Source organism: Microbacterium sp. NPDC058269, assembly GCF_042881445.1.
Lineage (GTDB): Bacteria > Actinomycetota > Actinomycetes > Actinomycetales > Microbacteriaceae > Microbacterium.
Genome location: NZ_JBHVXT010000001.1, coordinates 1,409,906 through 1,424,414, shown reverse-complemented (window position 1 = coordinate 1,424,414; position 14,509 = coordinate 1,409,906). Strand labels below are relative to the sequence as shown.

The following is a 14,509-nucleotide window of genomic DNA, read 5'->3' as shown; positions in this document are numbered from 1 at the left end:
GGGAGATCCCATCGTCGCGGGACGGGGTGCTCGGCGCATCGGCCGGAGGTAGGGACGGGGTAGTACCCCAGGCGGATGTTTCGCGTGCGCTCGAAGACGATGGACCCCCGCCCGGTGCGGGCGGGGGTCGATCCGGTACGTGGACTACCGGGTCAGTTCGGCGCTGACGGGCTTCGGGATGAACATCGAGAAGACGAGGGCGCCGACGAGCACCGCCGCACCGGTGATCAGGGCGGCGACGTAACCGGTCGTCGCGCCCCCCGCCTCGGAGGCGAACGAGGTCTGCGCCGCGTAGATGACGACGAAGCTCAGTCCTGCCCCCAGGTTGATGGCACCGGTGTTCAGGCCGGGGAGCGAGCCGGGGCGGTCCTTCGGCGACAGCACGACACCCAGGCCGTTGAGCATGATGTTGCCGATCCCGGCGTAGGTGATGCCGACCGCGACGGAGAGGAGGAGCAGGACGAGTCGTGAGGAGGTCTCGACGTTGGCGACCATGAGCGCCAGCGCAACGACCGTTCCTCCGAGTCCGATCCGCAGCATGGTGCGGTATCCGACGGTGGCAGCGAGCCGGCCGCTGAGGGGTCCCATCAGGAGGCCGGCGAGGGCGTAGGGCATCAGGATCCACAGCGACACCTCCTCGGCGCTCATCGAGAGGTTCATCGCCGTGTCCTGCGCGAGCGCGGGAACCACACCGTTCATGATCGCGAAGATCCCCGACAGGGTGAGCAGCGAGGTGGCGCTCAATGCCCAGGTGGCTCGCTGCGTGAGCTGGGCCGTCGAGACGAGCGGATCGGCGATCTTCCCCTCGAGCTTCCAGAAGGAGGTGAACGTCACGACCGCGACGACCGCGAGAACGACCACGAGCACCATGTCGGCCTCACCGAGCCGGCCCAGTTCGTTGAGCGCGACGAGCATCGATCCCACCGAGATGACCAGCAGCAGCGATCCCCACCAGTCCATGCGCGGGCGGTCGTCTGCCATCGTCTCCGGGGCGAGGAATCGCACGGTGAGGGCGGCGACGATCGCCACGCCGGCCATCGTCCAGAAGATCGAGGCGAAGCCGTGGTTCGTCGCCAGGTATCCGCCGAGCAGCGCGTCGCCGCCGGCGATCCCTCCGTTGACCGCGGTGACGACGCCGAGCAGGGTTCCGTACACCTTCGGGTCCTTCACCGCCGCCCGCAGCATGATCAGGCAGAGCGGAACGACCGGTCCCGATACTCCCTGGATGAGGCGGCCGATGAAGAGCATGGGGACGTTGGTGGCCAGCGCCGCGACGACGCACCCCACGGCCATCACCACGAGCATTCCGACGAGGACGCGTCGGCGCCCGATCAGATCACCCAGGCGGGGAAGGAACAGGGTGAACAGCGCGGCCGCAGTGAAGAAGACGGTCTGTGTCGCGGCGATCTCGGTCGACGTCGCGTCGAGTTCGCGCTCCATCGTCACCAGCGCGGGGCTCAGCATGCTGGCGTTGAGCTGGAAGGCGAGGCATGCGGCGAGGAGGGCGATCATCAGCGACACCACGCTCGTTCGGGTGCGAACCGCATCTACTTGGTTGGTCATTGCTCACTTCTTCGTGTCGAATCGTTGGCTGTTCGCGTGCGTAATCCTTTACGCACGCCCTATCTTGGACTGATGGTGTCGACCGGCGGCACCGGTCAGGGTGTGAAGTCGTGGTGAAGAAGGCGTCCGTCACGCTGCACGAGGTGGCAGCCGCCGCCGGTGTCTCCATAGCGACCGTCTCGCGAGCCCTCAACGGCAAGGACCGCGTGTCCGGGCGTACCGCGGAGCATGTCGCCGAGGTGGCCGAGCGGCTCGGCTATCGGGTCAACCTCATCGGTCGTGGCCTGCGCGCCGGCACCGGGGCGACCATCGGCGTCGTGGTTCCGGTCATCAGCAACCCCTTCTACGGTGAGCTCATCCACCGCCTCGAGGACCACCTGCAACGCCGCGGCTTCGATCTCGTCATCGCGGACTCCCACGGCGAGGTCGACCGCGAACGCGACCGTCTTCGCATGCTGGTCGAGCGTCGCGTCGAGGGCATCTTCGTGGTCCCCTCGGACGCCGAGCTCTCGTTCGACGCCGTCGTGGACACCGCCCGACGAGTTCCCCTCGTGCAGCTCGACCGGCGCGTGATCGATCTTCCTGCGGACTTCGTGGGCGTGGACAACGACGCCGGCATCGACCTGGCCGTCGACCATGTGACCTCCCGCGGCGCGAGACGCGTCGTGCTCGTCTCGGGCAACGACGTCACCTCCGTGGGCCGTGAGCGACGCGCCGCGTTCGAGGCGACCGTGCGCACGCGCTCGTTGTCCCACGAGGAGAACATCTTCGGCGAGTACCTGCTCACGTTCGGCGAGAGGGCCGCAGAGGAGCTGCTGGGGCGCGGCGCTCTTCCCGATGCGATCATCGCCGGCGACGACCTCGTCGCAGCCGGGGCCATCGCGGCGTTGAAGCGCGCAGGCAAGAGCGTTCCTTCCGACGTGCAGGTGACCGGCTTCGACGGGACGATGCTCGCGGATGTGTGCGAGCCGCGCTTGACGACCGTCGTGCAGCCGTTCGACGAACTCGCCCGCGAGGCGACCGAGGCGCTCGTGCGGCGGATGGAAGATCCCGACGCTTCGTACGTGCTGAGCCGTCTCACGCCGAGTCTGCGCGTGGCCGAGTCGACCGCGCCCGTCGCACCGCGCTGAGCGTCAGGCCAGTGCGGCGACAGCATCCGTCACCAGGTTCCAGAACTTCGGCACGTCGAGGGTGATCGCGACGTCGGTGTTCGGCTCCTTGCCCAGCATGTCGTGCAGGTCGACGCAGGTCGCGCCCGCCGTGAACTCGCCCGTCGTCTCGATGTCGACGTGGCAGCGCTGAACGGAGGCCACGGCCCTGTCGATCGCGATGGCCACGGTGATGGGGTCGTGCAGAGGGCCTTCCGGCATCCCCTCCGCCTTCTCGTAGGTGCTGCAGAAGAAGCGCAGCAGTTCGACGCCGAAGGCCGATGTCTCGTTGCCGACCGCACCGATCCGCTGGATCACGTCTTCGGTGATCAGCGCCTGATGCGAGATGTTGAGCCCGACCATCGTCAGCGGCAGTCCGGAGGCGAACACCACCGCGGCCGCCTCGGGATCCGCCCAGGCGTTGAACTCCGGGTAGGCGCCGACGTTGCCGCGGCCGGTCGAGCCGCCCATCCAGATGATCTCCTTGATCTGGGGCGCGACTTCCGGGTGCTGCTGCAGCAGGAGGGCGATGTTGGTGAGGGGGCCGGTGGGGATCAGTGTGATCGGCTCCGACGAGGCGGCGAGGGTGTCGGCCAGGAACTCGACGGCATGGCGAGGGTCCAGCGGCACAGTGGGCTCGGGGAGCGCGGGGCCGCCCAGGGCGTTCTCTCCATGGATCCACGCCCCGGGGGTCAGCTCGCGGGTGAGAGGCTTGTCGGCACCCGCGGCGACCGGCACGTTCTCGACCCCGGCGACGGTGAGGGCGATCCGCGCGTTGCGGGTCGTGTGCTCGAGGTAGCCGTTGCCGCCGACGGTCGTCACACCGCGCAGGTCGATGGCGTCGTTTCCGGCCGCGAGCCAGATCGCGAAGACGTCGTCGTGGCCCGGATCGCAGTCGAGAAGGACGGGAGTGGTCATGGTGCTCCTTTGCAGATGTTCGTGCGTAAACGTTTACACTTTCTCACGGGAACGTCAAGTCGACTGCGAAGCGCCCGTTCCTCTCCCGCCCCTCGATCCGAAAGCTGCCGCCATGGTCACTCCCGCTCTTCCGTCTCTCGTCGTCGTCGGCAGTGCGAACGTCGACGTCACCGCGTTCGTCGATCGCCTCCCCACTGCGGGTGAGACCGTGGCGGGAGGAAGACTCTCCCGCGATCTGGGCGGGAAGGGCGTGAATCAGGCCGTCGCCGCCGCGAAACTCGGGGGACGGGTGCGCATGATCGGCGCTGTCGGTGACGACGCCGACGGGTCTTGGACCCGCGAGGAGATGATGCGGGCCGGCGTCGACACGACCGGCCTACGGACCGTGGATGCCCCCACCGGGACGGCGCTGATCGTGGTGGACTCCGACGCCGAGAACCAGATCGCGGTCTGCCCCGGCGCGAACGACCTCCTGGCTCTCGACGGCGTGACCTTCCGAGAGGACGAGGCCGTGCTCATGCAGTTGGAGATCGCGCTCACCGTCGTCGAACAGGTCGCCGCCACCGCGACCGGCTTCATCGCGGTGAACGCCGCACCCGCCCAGCCGCTGCCCGAAGGACTGCTGCGCCGAGTGGACCTGTTCATCGTGAACGAGACCGAACGCGAGCTCATGCCCGAGCTCGCCAGTGCCGAACTCGTTGCCGTCACCTACGGAGCAGCCGGTGCGGCCCTGTATCGCCAGGGGGAGGAGGTCGCACGAGCCGACGGCGTCCGCGCGGAGGCCGTGAACACCGTCGGCGCGGGGGATGCGTTCTGCGCGGCTCTCGTGCTCGCGCTTCGCTCCGGACATGCACCGGCCGACGCGCTTGCAGCCGCCTGTGCAGTCGGATCCGCGGCCGTGTCGCACCTCTCGTCGCAGCCGCCGTTCGAGCACCTGAGCCACTACCTTCCGGCGCCGTGAGGTGCTGCAGCTCCGACGGCTCTACTCCCAGACGGTGATGGTCAGGTCCACGGAGTTCGCGTCGTAGCGAAGAACCTGGACTGCCGCGTACCGCTCCGACTGGAGCCGCACGCAGGTCGTCGGAGCTTCGAGCACGTGAGGATCGAGAGACGACTTCTTCGCCCACCCCGTCGCCGCGGCGCACGTCGCGTAGTCCGCGTTGCCCGAGGCCAGGACCACGGAAGAGACGCCATAGCTCACATCCAGAGTCTCTCCGTCGTAGGACAGCGCGTCGGAGTAGACGAAGTCTCCTGCATCGAAGTTCGGCAACGTCGAGTTGAGGTCGAGAGTGTCACCCCGCTTGGCGAGGGTGAGAGTGGCCGTCGCTCGGATGTCATGAACGTCTTCCGCGGCGACGGTGTAGGGCAGTGCCGCACGGAGTTCCTGATTCTCCTCGCGCAGCTCACTGATGACCTCTTGCCGAACCTCGAGTTTCGCGTTCGCGGAGTCCAGCTCCTGCTCCAGCTCGTCGATCCTCTGATCACGCACCGCGATGGTTCCATCTCGATCCACCACCGTGTTCACCAGCGGGATCAGCACCGCCGCGAAACTGATGACCGCGGCGGCCAGCGTGATCAGCGCGGCTCGCCACCCCATCAGAGAGGTACGGAATTCGCTGCGTTTCATGACCAGACACTAGCGGTCGACTCACCGGCGGTGGGCACCGCACCGAAGAACCGGATCGAAACGAAGAAGACCCGGCTTCCTCAACGGAACCGGGTCTTTCTCACACTCACATCGGATGAACTTCCGATACGCACATACTGTGCGCGAGGGGGGACTTGAACCCCCACGTCCTTACGGACACTGGCACCTGAAGCCAGCGCGTCTACCATTCCGCCACTCGCGCGAGTGTCTCGTTCCGAAGAACTCAACTTCCCAAAGATATCATGCGTTTTCGGCCTCGTTGCACATGCCTGGAGGGTCATCGGCGGCGTTCCCCCAGGACACCTGGCTACGATGTGTCTACCAGTCGGCATGCCAGAGGAGCCCAGTGGGACTACTTGACAGCTTTGAGAAGGGTCTCGAGCGCGCAGTAAACAGCGCGTTCGCCAAGACCTTCCGCAGCGGCATCCAGCCTGTGGAGATCGCTTCGGCGCTGCGGCGCGAAGCCGATACGAAGGCGGCGGTCGTGAGCCGCGACCGCATCATCGCGCCCAACAGCTTCGTCGTGCGTCTGAGTGCCGACGATGCGGAGCGGATGCGCGGACTCGGCGGCGCCCTCACCGACGAGCTGCATGCTCTTCTCACCAAGCACGCAAAGTCGCAGGGGTACAGCTTCGCCGGCCCGCTCTCGATCAACCTCGAAGCCGACGAGAAGGTCGCCACCGGCACGGTGCGCGTGGGTTCCGGCACGGTCGAGGGTCGCGTCAGCTGGCAGGCCGTGGTCGACGTCGACGGGCGTCGCCACTCGATCTCCCGCGCCCGCACGGTGATCGGACGCGGTTCGGATGCCGACATCACGATCGCCGATGCCGGTTCGAGCCGCAAGCACGTCGAGATCCTGTGGGACGGCGAGCGCGCCATGATGCGCGACCTGGGCTCGACCAACGGGACGAAGGTCAACGGGCAGAAGCTGCGCGAAGCAGCGCTCCCCACCGACACCACGATCACGATCGGACGCACCGACCTGGTCTTCCGCATCGTTCCCGTGGCCGCGCCCTCGCGTCCGGCCCCCCGGGACGACGACGCCACCCGAGCGTTCGGAGCCCTCGGTTGAGTGAACTGATCCTCCTTCTTCTCCGCATCGGGTTCCTCCTCCTGATGTGGTTCTTCGTGTTCGGGGTCGTGTATTCGCTGCGCGCCGACCTCTTCGGCGTGCGGGTGCGCAAGCTCCCCGCCGAGGCGACGGCTGGAGCGCCCGCCGCGGCACCGACCGCCGCCCCTGCCGCACCTGTCGCGAAGCCCGCATCCGCCCGCCCGTCCACCGGTCCGGCCACAGTTGCCACCGCCAAGCGCCTCGTCATCACCTCGGGGCCCAAGGCGGGCCTGGAGCTTCCGCTCAGCGCCGACTCGCTCACGATCGGCCGCTCCAGCGAGTCCGCCCTCGTGATCCGCGACGACTACACGTCCAGCCACCACGCGCGTCTGATGCTGCGCGGTGACAGCTGGGCGATCCAGGACCTCGACTCCACCAACGGCACCTTCGTCGCAGGCCAGCGCGTGACCGGCTCGCCTGTCGCCCTCTCGCTCGGCACCCCCATCAAGGTGGGCGCCACGACCTTCGAGCTGCGAGCCTGACGCCGGCATGGTCTTCGAAGGCTCGAGCGTCGCGATCTCCCACACCGGGAAGGTCCGCTCCAACAACCAGGATTCCGGCTATTCCGGGGCGAACCTCTTCGTCGTCGCCGACGGCATGGGCGGTCACGCCGGCGGTGACGTCGCCTCGAGCATCGCGATCCAGCGCCTGGAGCCGCTCGACCAGCCCTATGCGTCGACGGAAGACGCGCAGGCCTCACTGCAGGCCGCGGCGACCACGGCGGCGGGCGATCTCATCCGCGCCGCGAAGGACCGCCCGGAGCTCGCCGGTCTCGGCACCACGGTCAGCGCGATCATCATGGTCGACGAGTACGCGGTCATCGGCCACATCGGCGACTCGCGCATCTACCTCTACCGCGACGACGCCCTGACGCAGATCACCGCCGACCACACCTTCGTGCAGCGCCTGGTCGACTCGGGCCGCATCACCCCGGAGGAGGCCCGCTACCACCCCCGCCGCTCCGTGCTCATGCGCGTGCTCAGCGACATGGACTCCGACCCCGAGCTCGACATGTTCGTCATGCACACGCAGCCCGGCGACCGGTGGCTGCTCTGCTCCGACGGCCTCTCCGGCGTGGTCGACGAGCCCCACATCCTCAAGGCCATGCAGCTCGGCCTCGCTCCGGGACGCACGGCCGACAACCTCCTCAAGCAGGCGCTCGACGGCGGAGCGCCCGACAACGTCACGATCGTCCTGGTCGACGTCGGCGGACAGCACCCGATCCACTCGGGCACGCCCACCATCGTCGGCTCGGCCTCGAACCCCGACGGCATATACGTGCCGCCCGTGCGCCCTCCACGCGGCAACTGGCTGCACCCGGTGCGCCAGGCCGCGAACGAGCCGAGCCACTTCGAACCCGCCCCCGAGTATCTCGAGGAGCTCATCGAAGAGGATCGCCGCCGCGCCAAGCGCCGCCGCCTCGGTTGGATCGCGGGTGCTCTCGTAGTGGTCGTGATGCTCGGCGTCGCCGCCTTCGCCGCATACAGCTGGACCCAGACGCGCTACTTCATCGGCGCCGACGAGGACAGCGTGGTGATCTTCCAGGGGGTGCAGCAGAACATCGGTCCGGTCACGCTGTCGACCCCGATCGAAGACACCGACATCCTCCTCGCGAACCTGCCTCCGTATCAGCGGGCATCGGTGGAGCGCACCATCACCGCGCGCTCGCTGTCCGACGCGATGGCGATCGTCGACCGACTCCGTGCGGGTGCCGACGCGAACGTGATCGAGCAGACGCCGCTGCCCACCCCCATGCCGACTCCTGTCGACACCCCGGCCGGGGGTGAGGGATGAGCACCGACGTCTCGGCCGACACCAGCGTCATCAAGGCCCTCAAGCGCATCCGTATGCCGCAGAACCAGCGCAACCGCGAGTTCTGGCTGCTGCTCTTCGCGTGTGCGATCAGCGGCGCCGCCCTCACGCTCGTACAGCTGGGCGCACTCGGTGTGATCGACCCGATGATCCTCGCGATCGGCGGAGGCCTCGCCGCCCTCGCCTTCGCCCTGCACATCGTGCTGCGCTTCGTCGCGTCCGACGCCGATCCGTTCGTGGTGCCGATCGCGACCCTGCTCACCGGGCTCGGCATCGCGATGATCTATCGCATCGACATTGCCTTCAAGAACACCGGCTGGAACGCCTATTCGACCAAGCAGCTGGCGTGGACCGCGATCTCGCTCGCGGGTGCGATCGCGGTCGTCATCCTGCTGCGCAACTACCGCATCCTGTTCCGGTACACCTACATCTTCGGCCTCGCCGGAATCCTGCTCCTGCTTCTGCCGTTCGTCCCGGGTCTGCGCATCCCCGACGCGAACGCGGCGGTCTGGGTGTCGCTCGGCGGTGCGTTCGCCTTCCAGCCGGGTGAGCTCGCGAAGATCTGCCTGGCCATCTTCTTCGCCGGATACCTCGTGCGCACCCGCGAGAGCCTGACGTCGGTCGGCAAGCGGGTCCTGGGCATCACGTGGCCGCGCATGCGCGAGCTCGGGCCCGTGCTCGTCGTCTGGCTCATCTCGCTGGGAATCATCGTGTTCCAGCGCGACCTCGGCACCGGAACCCTGATCTTCGGGATGTTCGTCGCGATGCTCTACGTCGCGACCGGCAAGACCAGCTGGGTGTTGATCGGCCTGGCCCTCGTGGTCGCCGGTGTCGCGCTCGCGACGCAGATCCTCAGCTACGTGCAGGGTCGCTTCATCAACTGGCTCTTCCTCTTCGACGCGAGCCAGGTCGACCCCGACGGTGCCGGCTACCAGCCCATGCAGGGGCTCTTCGGCCTCGCACGCGGCGGTCTCATGGGCACCGGTTGGGGTCAGGGCCGCCCCGAGGTCACTCCGCTCGCACACAGCGACTACATCATCACCAGCCTCGGCGAGGAACTCGGCTTGATCGGGCTGTTCGCTATCCTCTGCCTCTACATGGTGTTCGTCAGCCGCGGCATGCGCATCGGCCTCGCGGGTCAGGACGACTTCGGCAAGCTGCTCGCCACCGGACTCTCGTTCACGATCGCACTGCAGGTGTTCATCATGGTCGGCGGTGTCACCCGCCTCATCCCGCTGACCGGTCTGACCACCCCGTTCCTCGCCGCGGGTGGCTCCTCCCTCGTGGCCAACTGGCTCATCGTGGCACTGCTGCTGCGCATCTCCGACGGCGTCCGTCGTCAGCCCCGGGTGGTGATCGGCTGACATGACCAAGGAACTCCGTCGTCTCAGCATCATCATGCTGTTCATGTTCATCGCGCTGTTCGCGGCGACCAGCTGGATCCAGGTCGTCGAGGCCGATGCGCTGGCCCAGAACAGCAACAACAAGCGCACCAGGCTCGACAGCTACGAGATCCAGCGCGGATCGATCATCGTCGACGGGGTCGCGATCGCCAGCTCCGTGCCCAGTGACGACCGGTACCAGTTCCAGCGCGTCTACTCGGATGCGCCGATGTGGGAGCCGGTGACCGGCTACTTCAACCCGGCTCTGGGCTCGAGCACCGGCATCGAGAAGGCCATGAACGCCGAACTCTCCGGCACGGGGTCGAACGCGTTCCTCGGCGAGGTCGAACGCATCCTGTCGGGCCAGCCGCAGCGCGGTTACAGCGTCGAGCTCTCGCTGAACACGGCCGCGCAGCAGGCCGCCTATGAAGCGCTCGGCGACCTCAAGGGTGCGGTCGTGGCGATGGACCCGAAGACCGGTCGCATCCTCGCGATGGTCTCGACTCCCGGGTTCGACACCAACCTGATGGCCACCCACGACGCGGATGCCGCGAATGCGACGTACGACCAGCTCGTCGCCGACGCGAACAAGCCCCTCTCCAACCGCGCGATCGCCGGCGACCTGAACCCTCCCGGTTCGACGTTCAAGGTCGTCGTCGCGGCTGCTGCCTACGCCAGCGGCAACTGGACCCCGGACTCGACGCTGCCGAACCCGATCGCCTACACCCTGCCCGGCTCGACGAACCGTGTCTCCAATGCGTGGGGCGGCACCTGCGGCCCCGGCGAGACGGTCACGATCGCCGAGGCGATCCGCCTCAGCTGCAACATCCCGATGGCCGAACTCGCCGTCGAGCTCGGTGACGACACCATCCGCGAGATGGCCGACAAGCTGGGGTTCAACCAGTCCTTCGACACGCCGCTGACGTCGACGCCCTCGAGCTACCCGCGCGCCCTCGACGACGCACAGACCGCCCTGACCGGATTCGGCCAGGGGAAGGTCACCGCGACCCCGCTGCAGATGGCCATGGTCTCCGCAGGACTCGCCAACGACGGCATCGTGATGAACCCGCGCATGGTCGACGCCGTCATCGGGAACGACCTCTCTGTCATCAAGGCGTTCCAGGACAGCGAATTCGGACGTGCGATGGAGGCCGACGTAGCGAACGACGTCACCGCGGCGATGGTCGCGAGCGTCGCAACGGGCGCAGCCCAGGGTGCAAGAATAGACGGGATCGACGTGGCCGGTAAGACGGGCACCGCAGAGAACGGAAACAGGCCGCACACGTTGTGGTTCACCGGCTTCGCGCCGGCGAACGACCCCGCGGTCGCAGTAGCGGTCGTCGTCGAAGACGGCGGCGGACAGGGACAATCAGGTAGCGGCGACACCATCGCCGCTCCGATTGCGAAGAAGGTCATAGAGGCGGTGCTGGGCAGATGAGGCCGACGCAGGGTGTGTCGTTCGGTGGTCGTTACGAGCTGCAGTCGCGTATCGCGATCGGTGGCATGGGCGAGGTGTGGGAAGCGACGGATCACGTCATCGGACGTACCGTCGCCATCAAGATCCTCAAGGACGAGTACATGGGGGACCCCGGGTTCCTCGAGCGTTTCCGTGCCGAGGCTCGGCACGCCGCTCTCGTCAACCATGAGGGCATCGCCAGCGTGTTCGACTACGGCGAGGAGAACGGCAGCGCCTACCTCGTCATGGAGCTGGTGCCCGGCGAGGCGCTCTCGACCGTGCTCGAGCGCGACGGTGCGCTGAGTGCCGACAAGACGCTCGACATCGTCGCCCAGACGGCTTCCGCTCTGCAGGCGGCTCACGCCGCGGGTCTCGTCCACCGTGACATCAAGCCGGGAAACCTGCTGATCACGCCGGACGGCCGCGTGAAGATCACCGACTTCGGCATCGCGCGCATCGCCGACCAGGTGCCGCTCACCGCGACCGGCCAGGTCATGGGCACCGTGCAGTATCTGTCGCCCGAGCAGGCCTCCGGACACCCGGCATCGCCGGCGACCGACACCTACTCGCTCGGCATCGTCGCGTACGAGTGCCTGGCCGGCAAGCGCCCGTTCACGGGCGAGTCGCAGGTGGCCATCGCGATGGCGCAGATCAACGAGCAGCCGCCGCCCCTGCCTCCGACCGTCCCGATCCCGGTGCAGAACCTGGTCATGGCGATGATCGCCAAGAAGCCCAGCGATCGCCCCTCGTCGTCCGCGACGGTGGCACGTGCGGCCCAGGCCCTTCGCCGCGGCGACCTGAACTCGGCGGCGATCGCCGTCCCCGCGATCGCGACCGGTGGTGTTGCCGGTGGCGACGACGCGACCCGGCTCCTGAACGCGTCGGGCGACGACGGCACCACGCGTATCCTTCCCACGACCGCCCAGCTCCCCACCGAGGAAGCCGCGGAAGAGGAGAAGAAGAAGAAGCGCAGTCCCTGGACCTGGCCGCTGATCGCGCTGATCGCGCTGCTGGTGATCGTGCTCGGCGGCACGGTGTGGGCGATGCTGGCGAACCAGGGCGGCGACGCCGATCCCACGGGATCCCCGAGCAGCAAGCCGACCCAGACGCAGACGACCCCACCGCCCACCACGCCGACGCCCGAGGTGACTCGAGTCGACGTGACCGCGCTGGGGCTGGAAGGCATGGACTGCGGTACCGCCACGTCCACCCTCAAGGGCGCAGGTTTCAACAGCGAGATCACCTGCGTCGAAGGCGATCCGGCTCCCACCGACGAAGCCGTCGGAACGGTCTATCGCGTGGCACCCACCGGCAACGTCGAGACCACGCAGGCGATCACCCTCACGATCCATGCCGCTCGCGCCGGCGTGCCGACGCCGACCGATGCTCCGACCATCACAGGAAACCCGGTCGCCGGCTCGACGGTGACCATCTCCTGGGGCACCGGGTTCACATGCCCCAGTGGCACGACGCTGTCGGGGTACGTCGTCTCGGTCCAGAACGGCACCTTCGTGTCGGGCGGCCCGAACTTCCAGCCGACGCAGCGCAACGCGCAGGTGAAGGTCGCCGATGCCGAGGGCCAGCAGCTCATCGTCACCTACCAGGGCATGTGCTCCGGTGGCGACCAGCGCACCTCTGCCGCGTCGCCGCCTCTGTCGGTCACGATCACGGCGGCCACAGACCCCGGCGACGGGAACAACGGCACTGCCGGGTAACCTGTAATTCAGTTTCAGCACGCGTAGTTTTCCAGGGGGGTCATCCGTGTCCACAGAGCCACGAGTCATCGCGGGCCGGTACCGCGTCGACGAGCTCATCGGGCATGGCGGAATGGCGAAGGTGTACCGCGGGTACGACCTGACGCTCGGCCGTGAGGTCGCGATCAAGATCCTCGACGCCGACCTGGCGCGCGACACCACGTTCCGCAACCGGTTCCGGCTCGAGGCGCAGGCGGCCTCGCGCATGTCGCATCCGTCGATCGTCCGCGTGTTCGACGCCGGTGACCCTTCGACGAGCGAAGTCGGCTCCGACGAACCGCCCTACATCGTGATGGAGCTCGTCAAGGGCACCCTCCTCAAGGACATCATCTCCGCCGGGCCCGTGCCTGCGGTCGACGCGGTGCGCTACGTCGACGGCATCCTCGAGGCGCTCGACTACTCCCACCGCGCCGGTGTCGTGCACCGCGATATCAAGCCCGGCAACGTCATGGTCACCGACAAGGGCCAGGTCAAGGTGATGGACTTCGGCATCGCCCGAGCCGTCTCCGACTCGTCGTCGACCGTGGCGGAGACCACCCAGATCATCGGCACGGCCGCCTACTTCTCACCGGAACAGGCGAAGGGGGAGCCCGTCGATGCACGGGCCGACCTCTACTCCACCGGTGTCGTGTTGTACGAGCTGCTCACGGGGCGTCAGCCGTTCCGGGGCGAGTCACCGGTGGCGGTCGCGTACCAGCACGTCAGCGAGACTCCTGTTCCGCCGACCGAGGTGAACGAGGAAGCCCCCAAGACTCTCGACCCGATCGTGCTCCGCGCCCTCGCGAAAGATCCGTACCAGCGGTATCCGGATGCCGCGCACTTCCGCGCGGCACTGGATTCCGCCATGACCGGCAGCGCCCCGACCCGGAAAGAGCTCGGCGCTCTGACGAGCGAGCTGTACGGCGCGAGCCCGCGGCAGGCACAGGAGACTGCGCGATCGCTGCGTCAGCTGAGCACCGACACCACCATGACCCGAACCCAGTCCGGTCCGCCGGTGGCGTGGATCTGGGCGGGTGTGGCCTTGCTCGCGGTGCTGTTGGCCTCGGTGCTGTTCTGGGTCGTCACGATCAGCATGCGGCCCACCGATGTGTCGAGCACGTCGCGGACGATCCCGAACCTCGTCAACGTCTCTTCAGAGCGCGCACAGGACGATCTCGCCAAGCTCGACCTCTCGTCGAAGATCGTCATCGAGACGAGTTCCGAGGTCACGGAAGGCAACGTCATCCGCACCGACCCCGAGGCAGGCGTGTCGGTAGAAGAGGGCTCAACGGTCACGCTGTACGTCTCCAAGGGTGAGGAGACGGTGGTCATGCCGAAGATCGAGGGCATGGCGCTCAATGACGCCAAGAACGCGTTGTCGGCGGCAGGCCTCGAGCTCGGAACCGTCATCCAACGCAACGACAAGGCACTGGCCGCGAATACCGTCATCTCCGCGAGCGAGAAGGCCGACACCGAGCTGGATCCCGGAACCGTCATCAACCTGGTCGTGGCCAGCGGAAAAGTCACCTTGACCGACCTCGTCGGCTGGACCGTCGATGCCGCCACGACCAACCTCACCGATCTCGGTCTGGTCGCCGTGCCCACTGAGACGGCCGACTGCCCGACGACGGAGCCCGCTACGGTTCGCTCCATGTCGGTGGCGCCCGGTGACGTTCCGGTCGGCTCGTCGGTCCAGATCTTCTTCTGCACCGGCTAGCGTTCCCGAGTCGGAGAGTCG

Annotated in this window: 12 protein-coding genes and 1 tRNA gene; 9 read left to right on the top strand and 4 right to left on the bottom strand. The window is 67.6% G+C overall.

The window, feature by feature from the left end; genetic code table 11:
• Window positions 1–144: 144 nt before the first annotated feature.
• Window positions 145–1,563, bottom strand: coding sequence for an MFS transporter (locus tag ACFVWL_RS07080; RefSeq protein WP_387180295.1), 1,419 nt, complete (start codon window positions 1,561–1,563; stop codon window positions 145–147).
• A gap of 113 nt (window positions 1,564–1,676) precedes the next feature.
• Between ACFVWL_RS07080 and ACFVWL_RS07075 the strand changes: the two genes are divergently transcribed.
• On the top strand, window positions 1,677–2,693 hold the full coding sequence (locus ACFVWL_RS07075) for a LacI family DNA-binding transcriptional regulator (RefSeq protein WP_387180292.1): 1,017 nt from the start codon (window positions 1,677–1,679) through the stop codon (window positions 2,691–2,693).
• A gap of 3 nt (window positions 2,694–2,696) precedes the next feature.
• Here the strand turns inward: ACFVWL_RS07075 and ACFVWL_RS07070 are convergent, their stop codons facing one another.
• Window positions 2,697–3,629 carry a nucleoside hydrolase gene (locus tag ACFVWL_RS07070; RefSeq protein ID WP_387180290.1) on the bottom strand — a complete coding sequence of 311 codons (933 nt, stop codon included), beginning with the start codon at window positions 3,627–3,629 and terminating at the stop codon, window positions 2,697–2,699.
• 112 nt (window positions 3,630–3,741) lie between these two features.
• Between ACFVWL_RS07070 and ACFVWL_RS07065 the strand changes: the two genes are divergently transcribed.
• Window positions 3,742–4,590, top strand: a complete 849-nt coding sequence (locus tag ACFVWL_RS07065) for a ribokinase (protein ID WP_387180287.1) — start codon at window positions 3,742–3,744, stop codon at window positions 4,588–4,590.
• A gap of 21 nt (window positions 4,591–4,611) precedes the next feature.
• Here the strand turns inward: ACFVWL_RS07065 and ACFVWL_RS07060 are convergent, their stop codons facing one another.
• Window positions 4,612–5,256, bottom strand: a complete 645-nt coding sequence (locus ACFVWL_RS07060) for a hypothetical protein (protein ID WP_387180284.1) — start codon at window positions 5,254–5,256, stop codon at window positions 4,612–4,614.
• A 140-nt stretch (window positions 5,257–5,396) separates the two neighbouring features.
• Window positions 5,397–5,479, bottom strand: a tRNA-Leu gene (locus ACFVWL_RS07055).
• 144 nt (window positions 5,480–5,623) lie between these two features.
• On the opposite strand from ACFVWL_RS07055, the gene ACFVWL_RS07050 reads away from it, so the two are divergent.
• From ACFVWL_RS07050 to pknB, 7 genes are read left to right on the top strand one after another with little or no spacing between them, the layout of a single operon-like run.
• On the top strand, window positions 5,624–6,349 hold the full coding sequence (locus ACFVWL_RS07050; RefSeq protein WP_387180283.1) for an FhaA domain-containing protein: 726 nt from the start codon (window positions 5,624–5,626) through the stop codon (window positions 6,347–6,349).
• Window positions 6,346–6,870, top strand: a complete 525-nt coding sequence (locus tag ACFVWL_RS07045) for an FHA domain-containing protein (protein ID WP_387180280.1) — start codon at window positions 6,346–6,348, stop codon at window positions 6,868–6,870. Before ACFVWL_RS07050 ends, ACFVWL_RS07045 begins: the two co-directional genes overlap by 4 nt.
• Before the next feature lie 7 nt (window positions 6,871–6,877).
• Complete coding sequence (locus ACFVWL_RS07040; protein ID WP_387180277.1) at window positions 6,878–8,182, top strand: PP2C family protein-serine/threonine phosphatase; 1,305 nt, start codon at window positions 6,878–6,880, stop codon at window positions 8,180–8,182.
• Window positions 8,179–9,564, top strand: a complete 1,386-nt coding sequence (locus ACFVWL_RS07035) for an FtsW/RodA/SpoVE family cell cycle protein (protein WP_387180275.1) — start codon at window positions 8,179–8,181, stop codon at window positions 9,562–9,564. Before ACFVWL_RS07040 ends, ACFVWL_RS07035 begins: the two co-directional genes overlap by 4 nt.
• Window position 9,565: 1 nt before the next feature.
• Window positions 9,566–11,020: a peptidoglycan D,D-transpeptidase FtsI family protein gene (locus tag ACFVWL_RS07030; RefSeq protein WP_387180272.1), complete on the top strand. Its 1,455-nt coding sequence runs from the start codon at window positions 9,566–9,568 to the stop codon at window positions 11,018–11,020.
• Window positions 11,017–12,753 carry a protein kinase gene (locus ACFVWL_RS07025; RefSeq protein WP_387180269.1) on the top strand — a complete coding sequence of 579 codons (1,737 nt, stop codon included), beginning with the start codon at window positions 11,017–11,019 and terminating at the stop codon, window positions 12,751–12,753. Before ACFVWL_RS07030 ends, ACFVWL_RS07025 begins: the two co-directional genes overlap by 4 nt.
• Before the next feature lie 46 nt (window positions 12,754–12,799).
• Window positions 12,800–14,488, top strand: a complete 1,689-nt coding sequence (pknB, locus tag ACFVWL_RS07020; protein WP_387180267.1) for a Stk1 family PASTA domain-containing Ser/Thr kinase — start codon at window positions 12,800–12,802, stop codon at window positions 14,486–14,488.
• Window positions 14,489–14,509: the final 21 nt, after the last annotated feature.

Excerpts from the sequence above, each read along its gene's own strand:
- ACFVWL_RS07080 (WP_387180295.1), bottom strand. The coding sequence starts at position 1,563 with ATGACCAACCAAGTAGATGCGGTTCGCACCCGAACGAGCGTGGTGTCG.
- ACFVWL_RS07070 (WP_387180290.1), bottom strand. The coding sequence starts at position 3,629 with ATGACCACTCCCGTCCTTCTCGACTGCGATCCGGGCCACGACGACGTC.
- ACFVWL_RS07065 (WP_387180287.1), top strand. The coding sequence starts at position 3,742 with ATGGTCACTCCCGCTCTTCCGTCTCTCGTCGTCGTCGGCAGTGCGAAC.
- ACFVWL_RS07060 (WP_387180284.1), bottom strand. The coding sequence starts at position 5,256 with ATGAAACGCAGCGAATTCCGTACCTCTCTGATGGGGTGGCGAGCCGCG.
- ACFVWL_RS07040 (WP_387180277.1), top strand. The coding sequence starts at position 6,878 with ATGGTCTTCGAAGGCTCGAGCGTCGCGATCTCCCACACCGGGAAGGTC.
- ACFVWL_RS07035 (WP_387180275.1), top strand. The coding sequence starts at position 8,179 with ATGAGCACCGACGTCTCGGCCGACACCAGCGTCATCAAGGCCCTCAAG.
- ACFVWL_RS07030 (WP_387180272.1), top strand. The coding sequence starts at position 9,566 with ATGACCAAGGAACTCCGTCGTCTCAGCATCATCATGCTGTTCATGTTC.
- ACFVWL_RS07025 (WP_387180269.1), top strand. The coding sequence starts at position 11,017 with ATGAGGCCGACGCAGGGTGTGTCGTTCGGTGGTCGTTACGAGCTGCAG.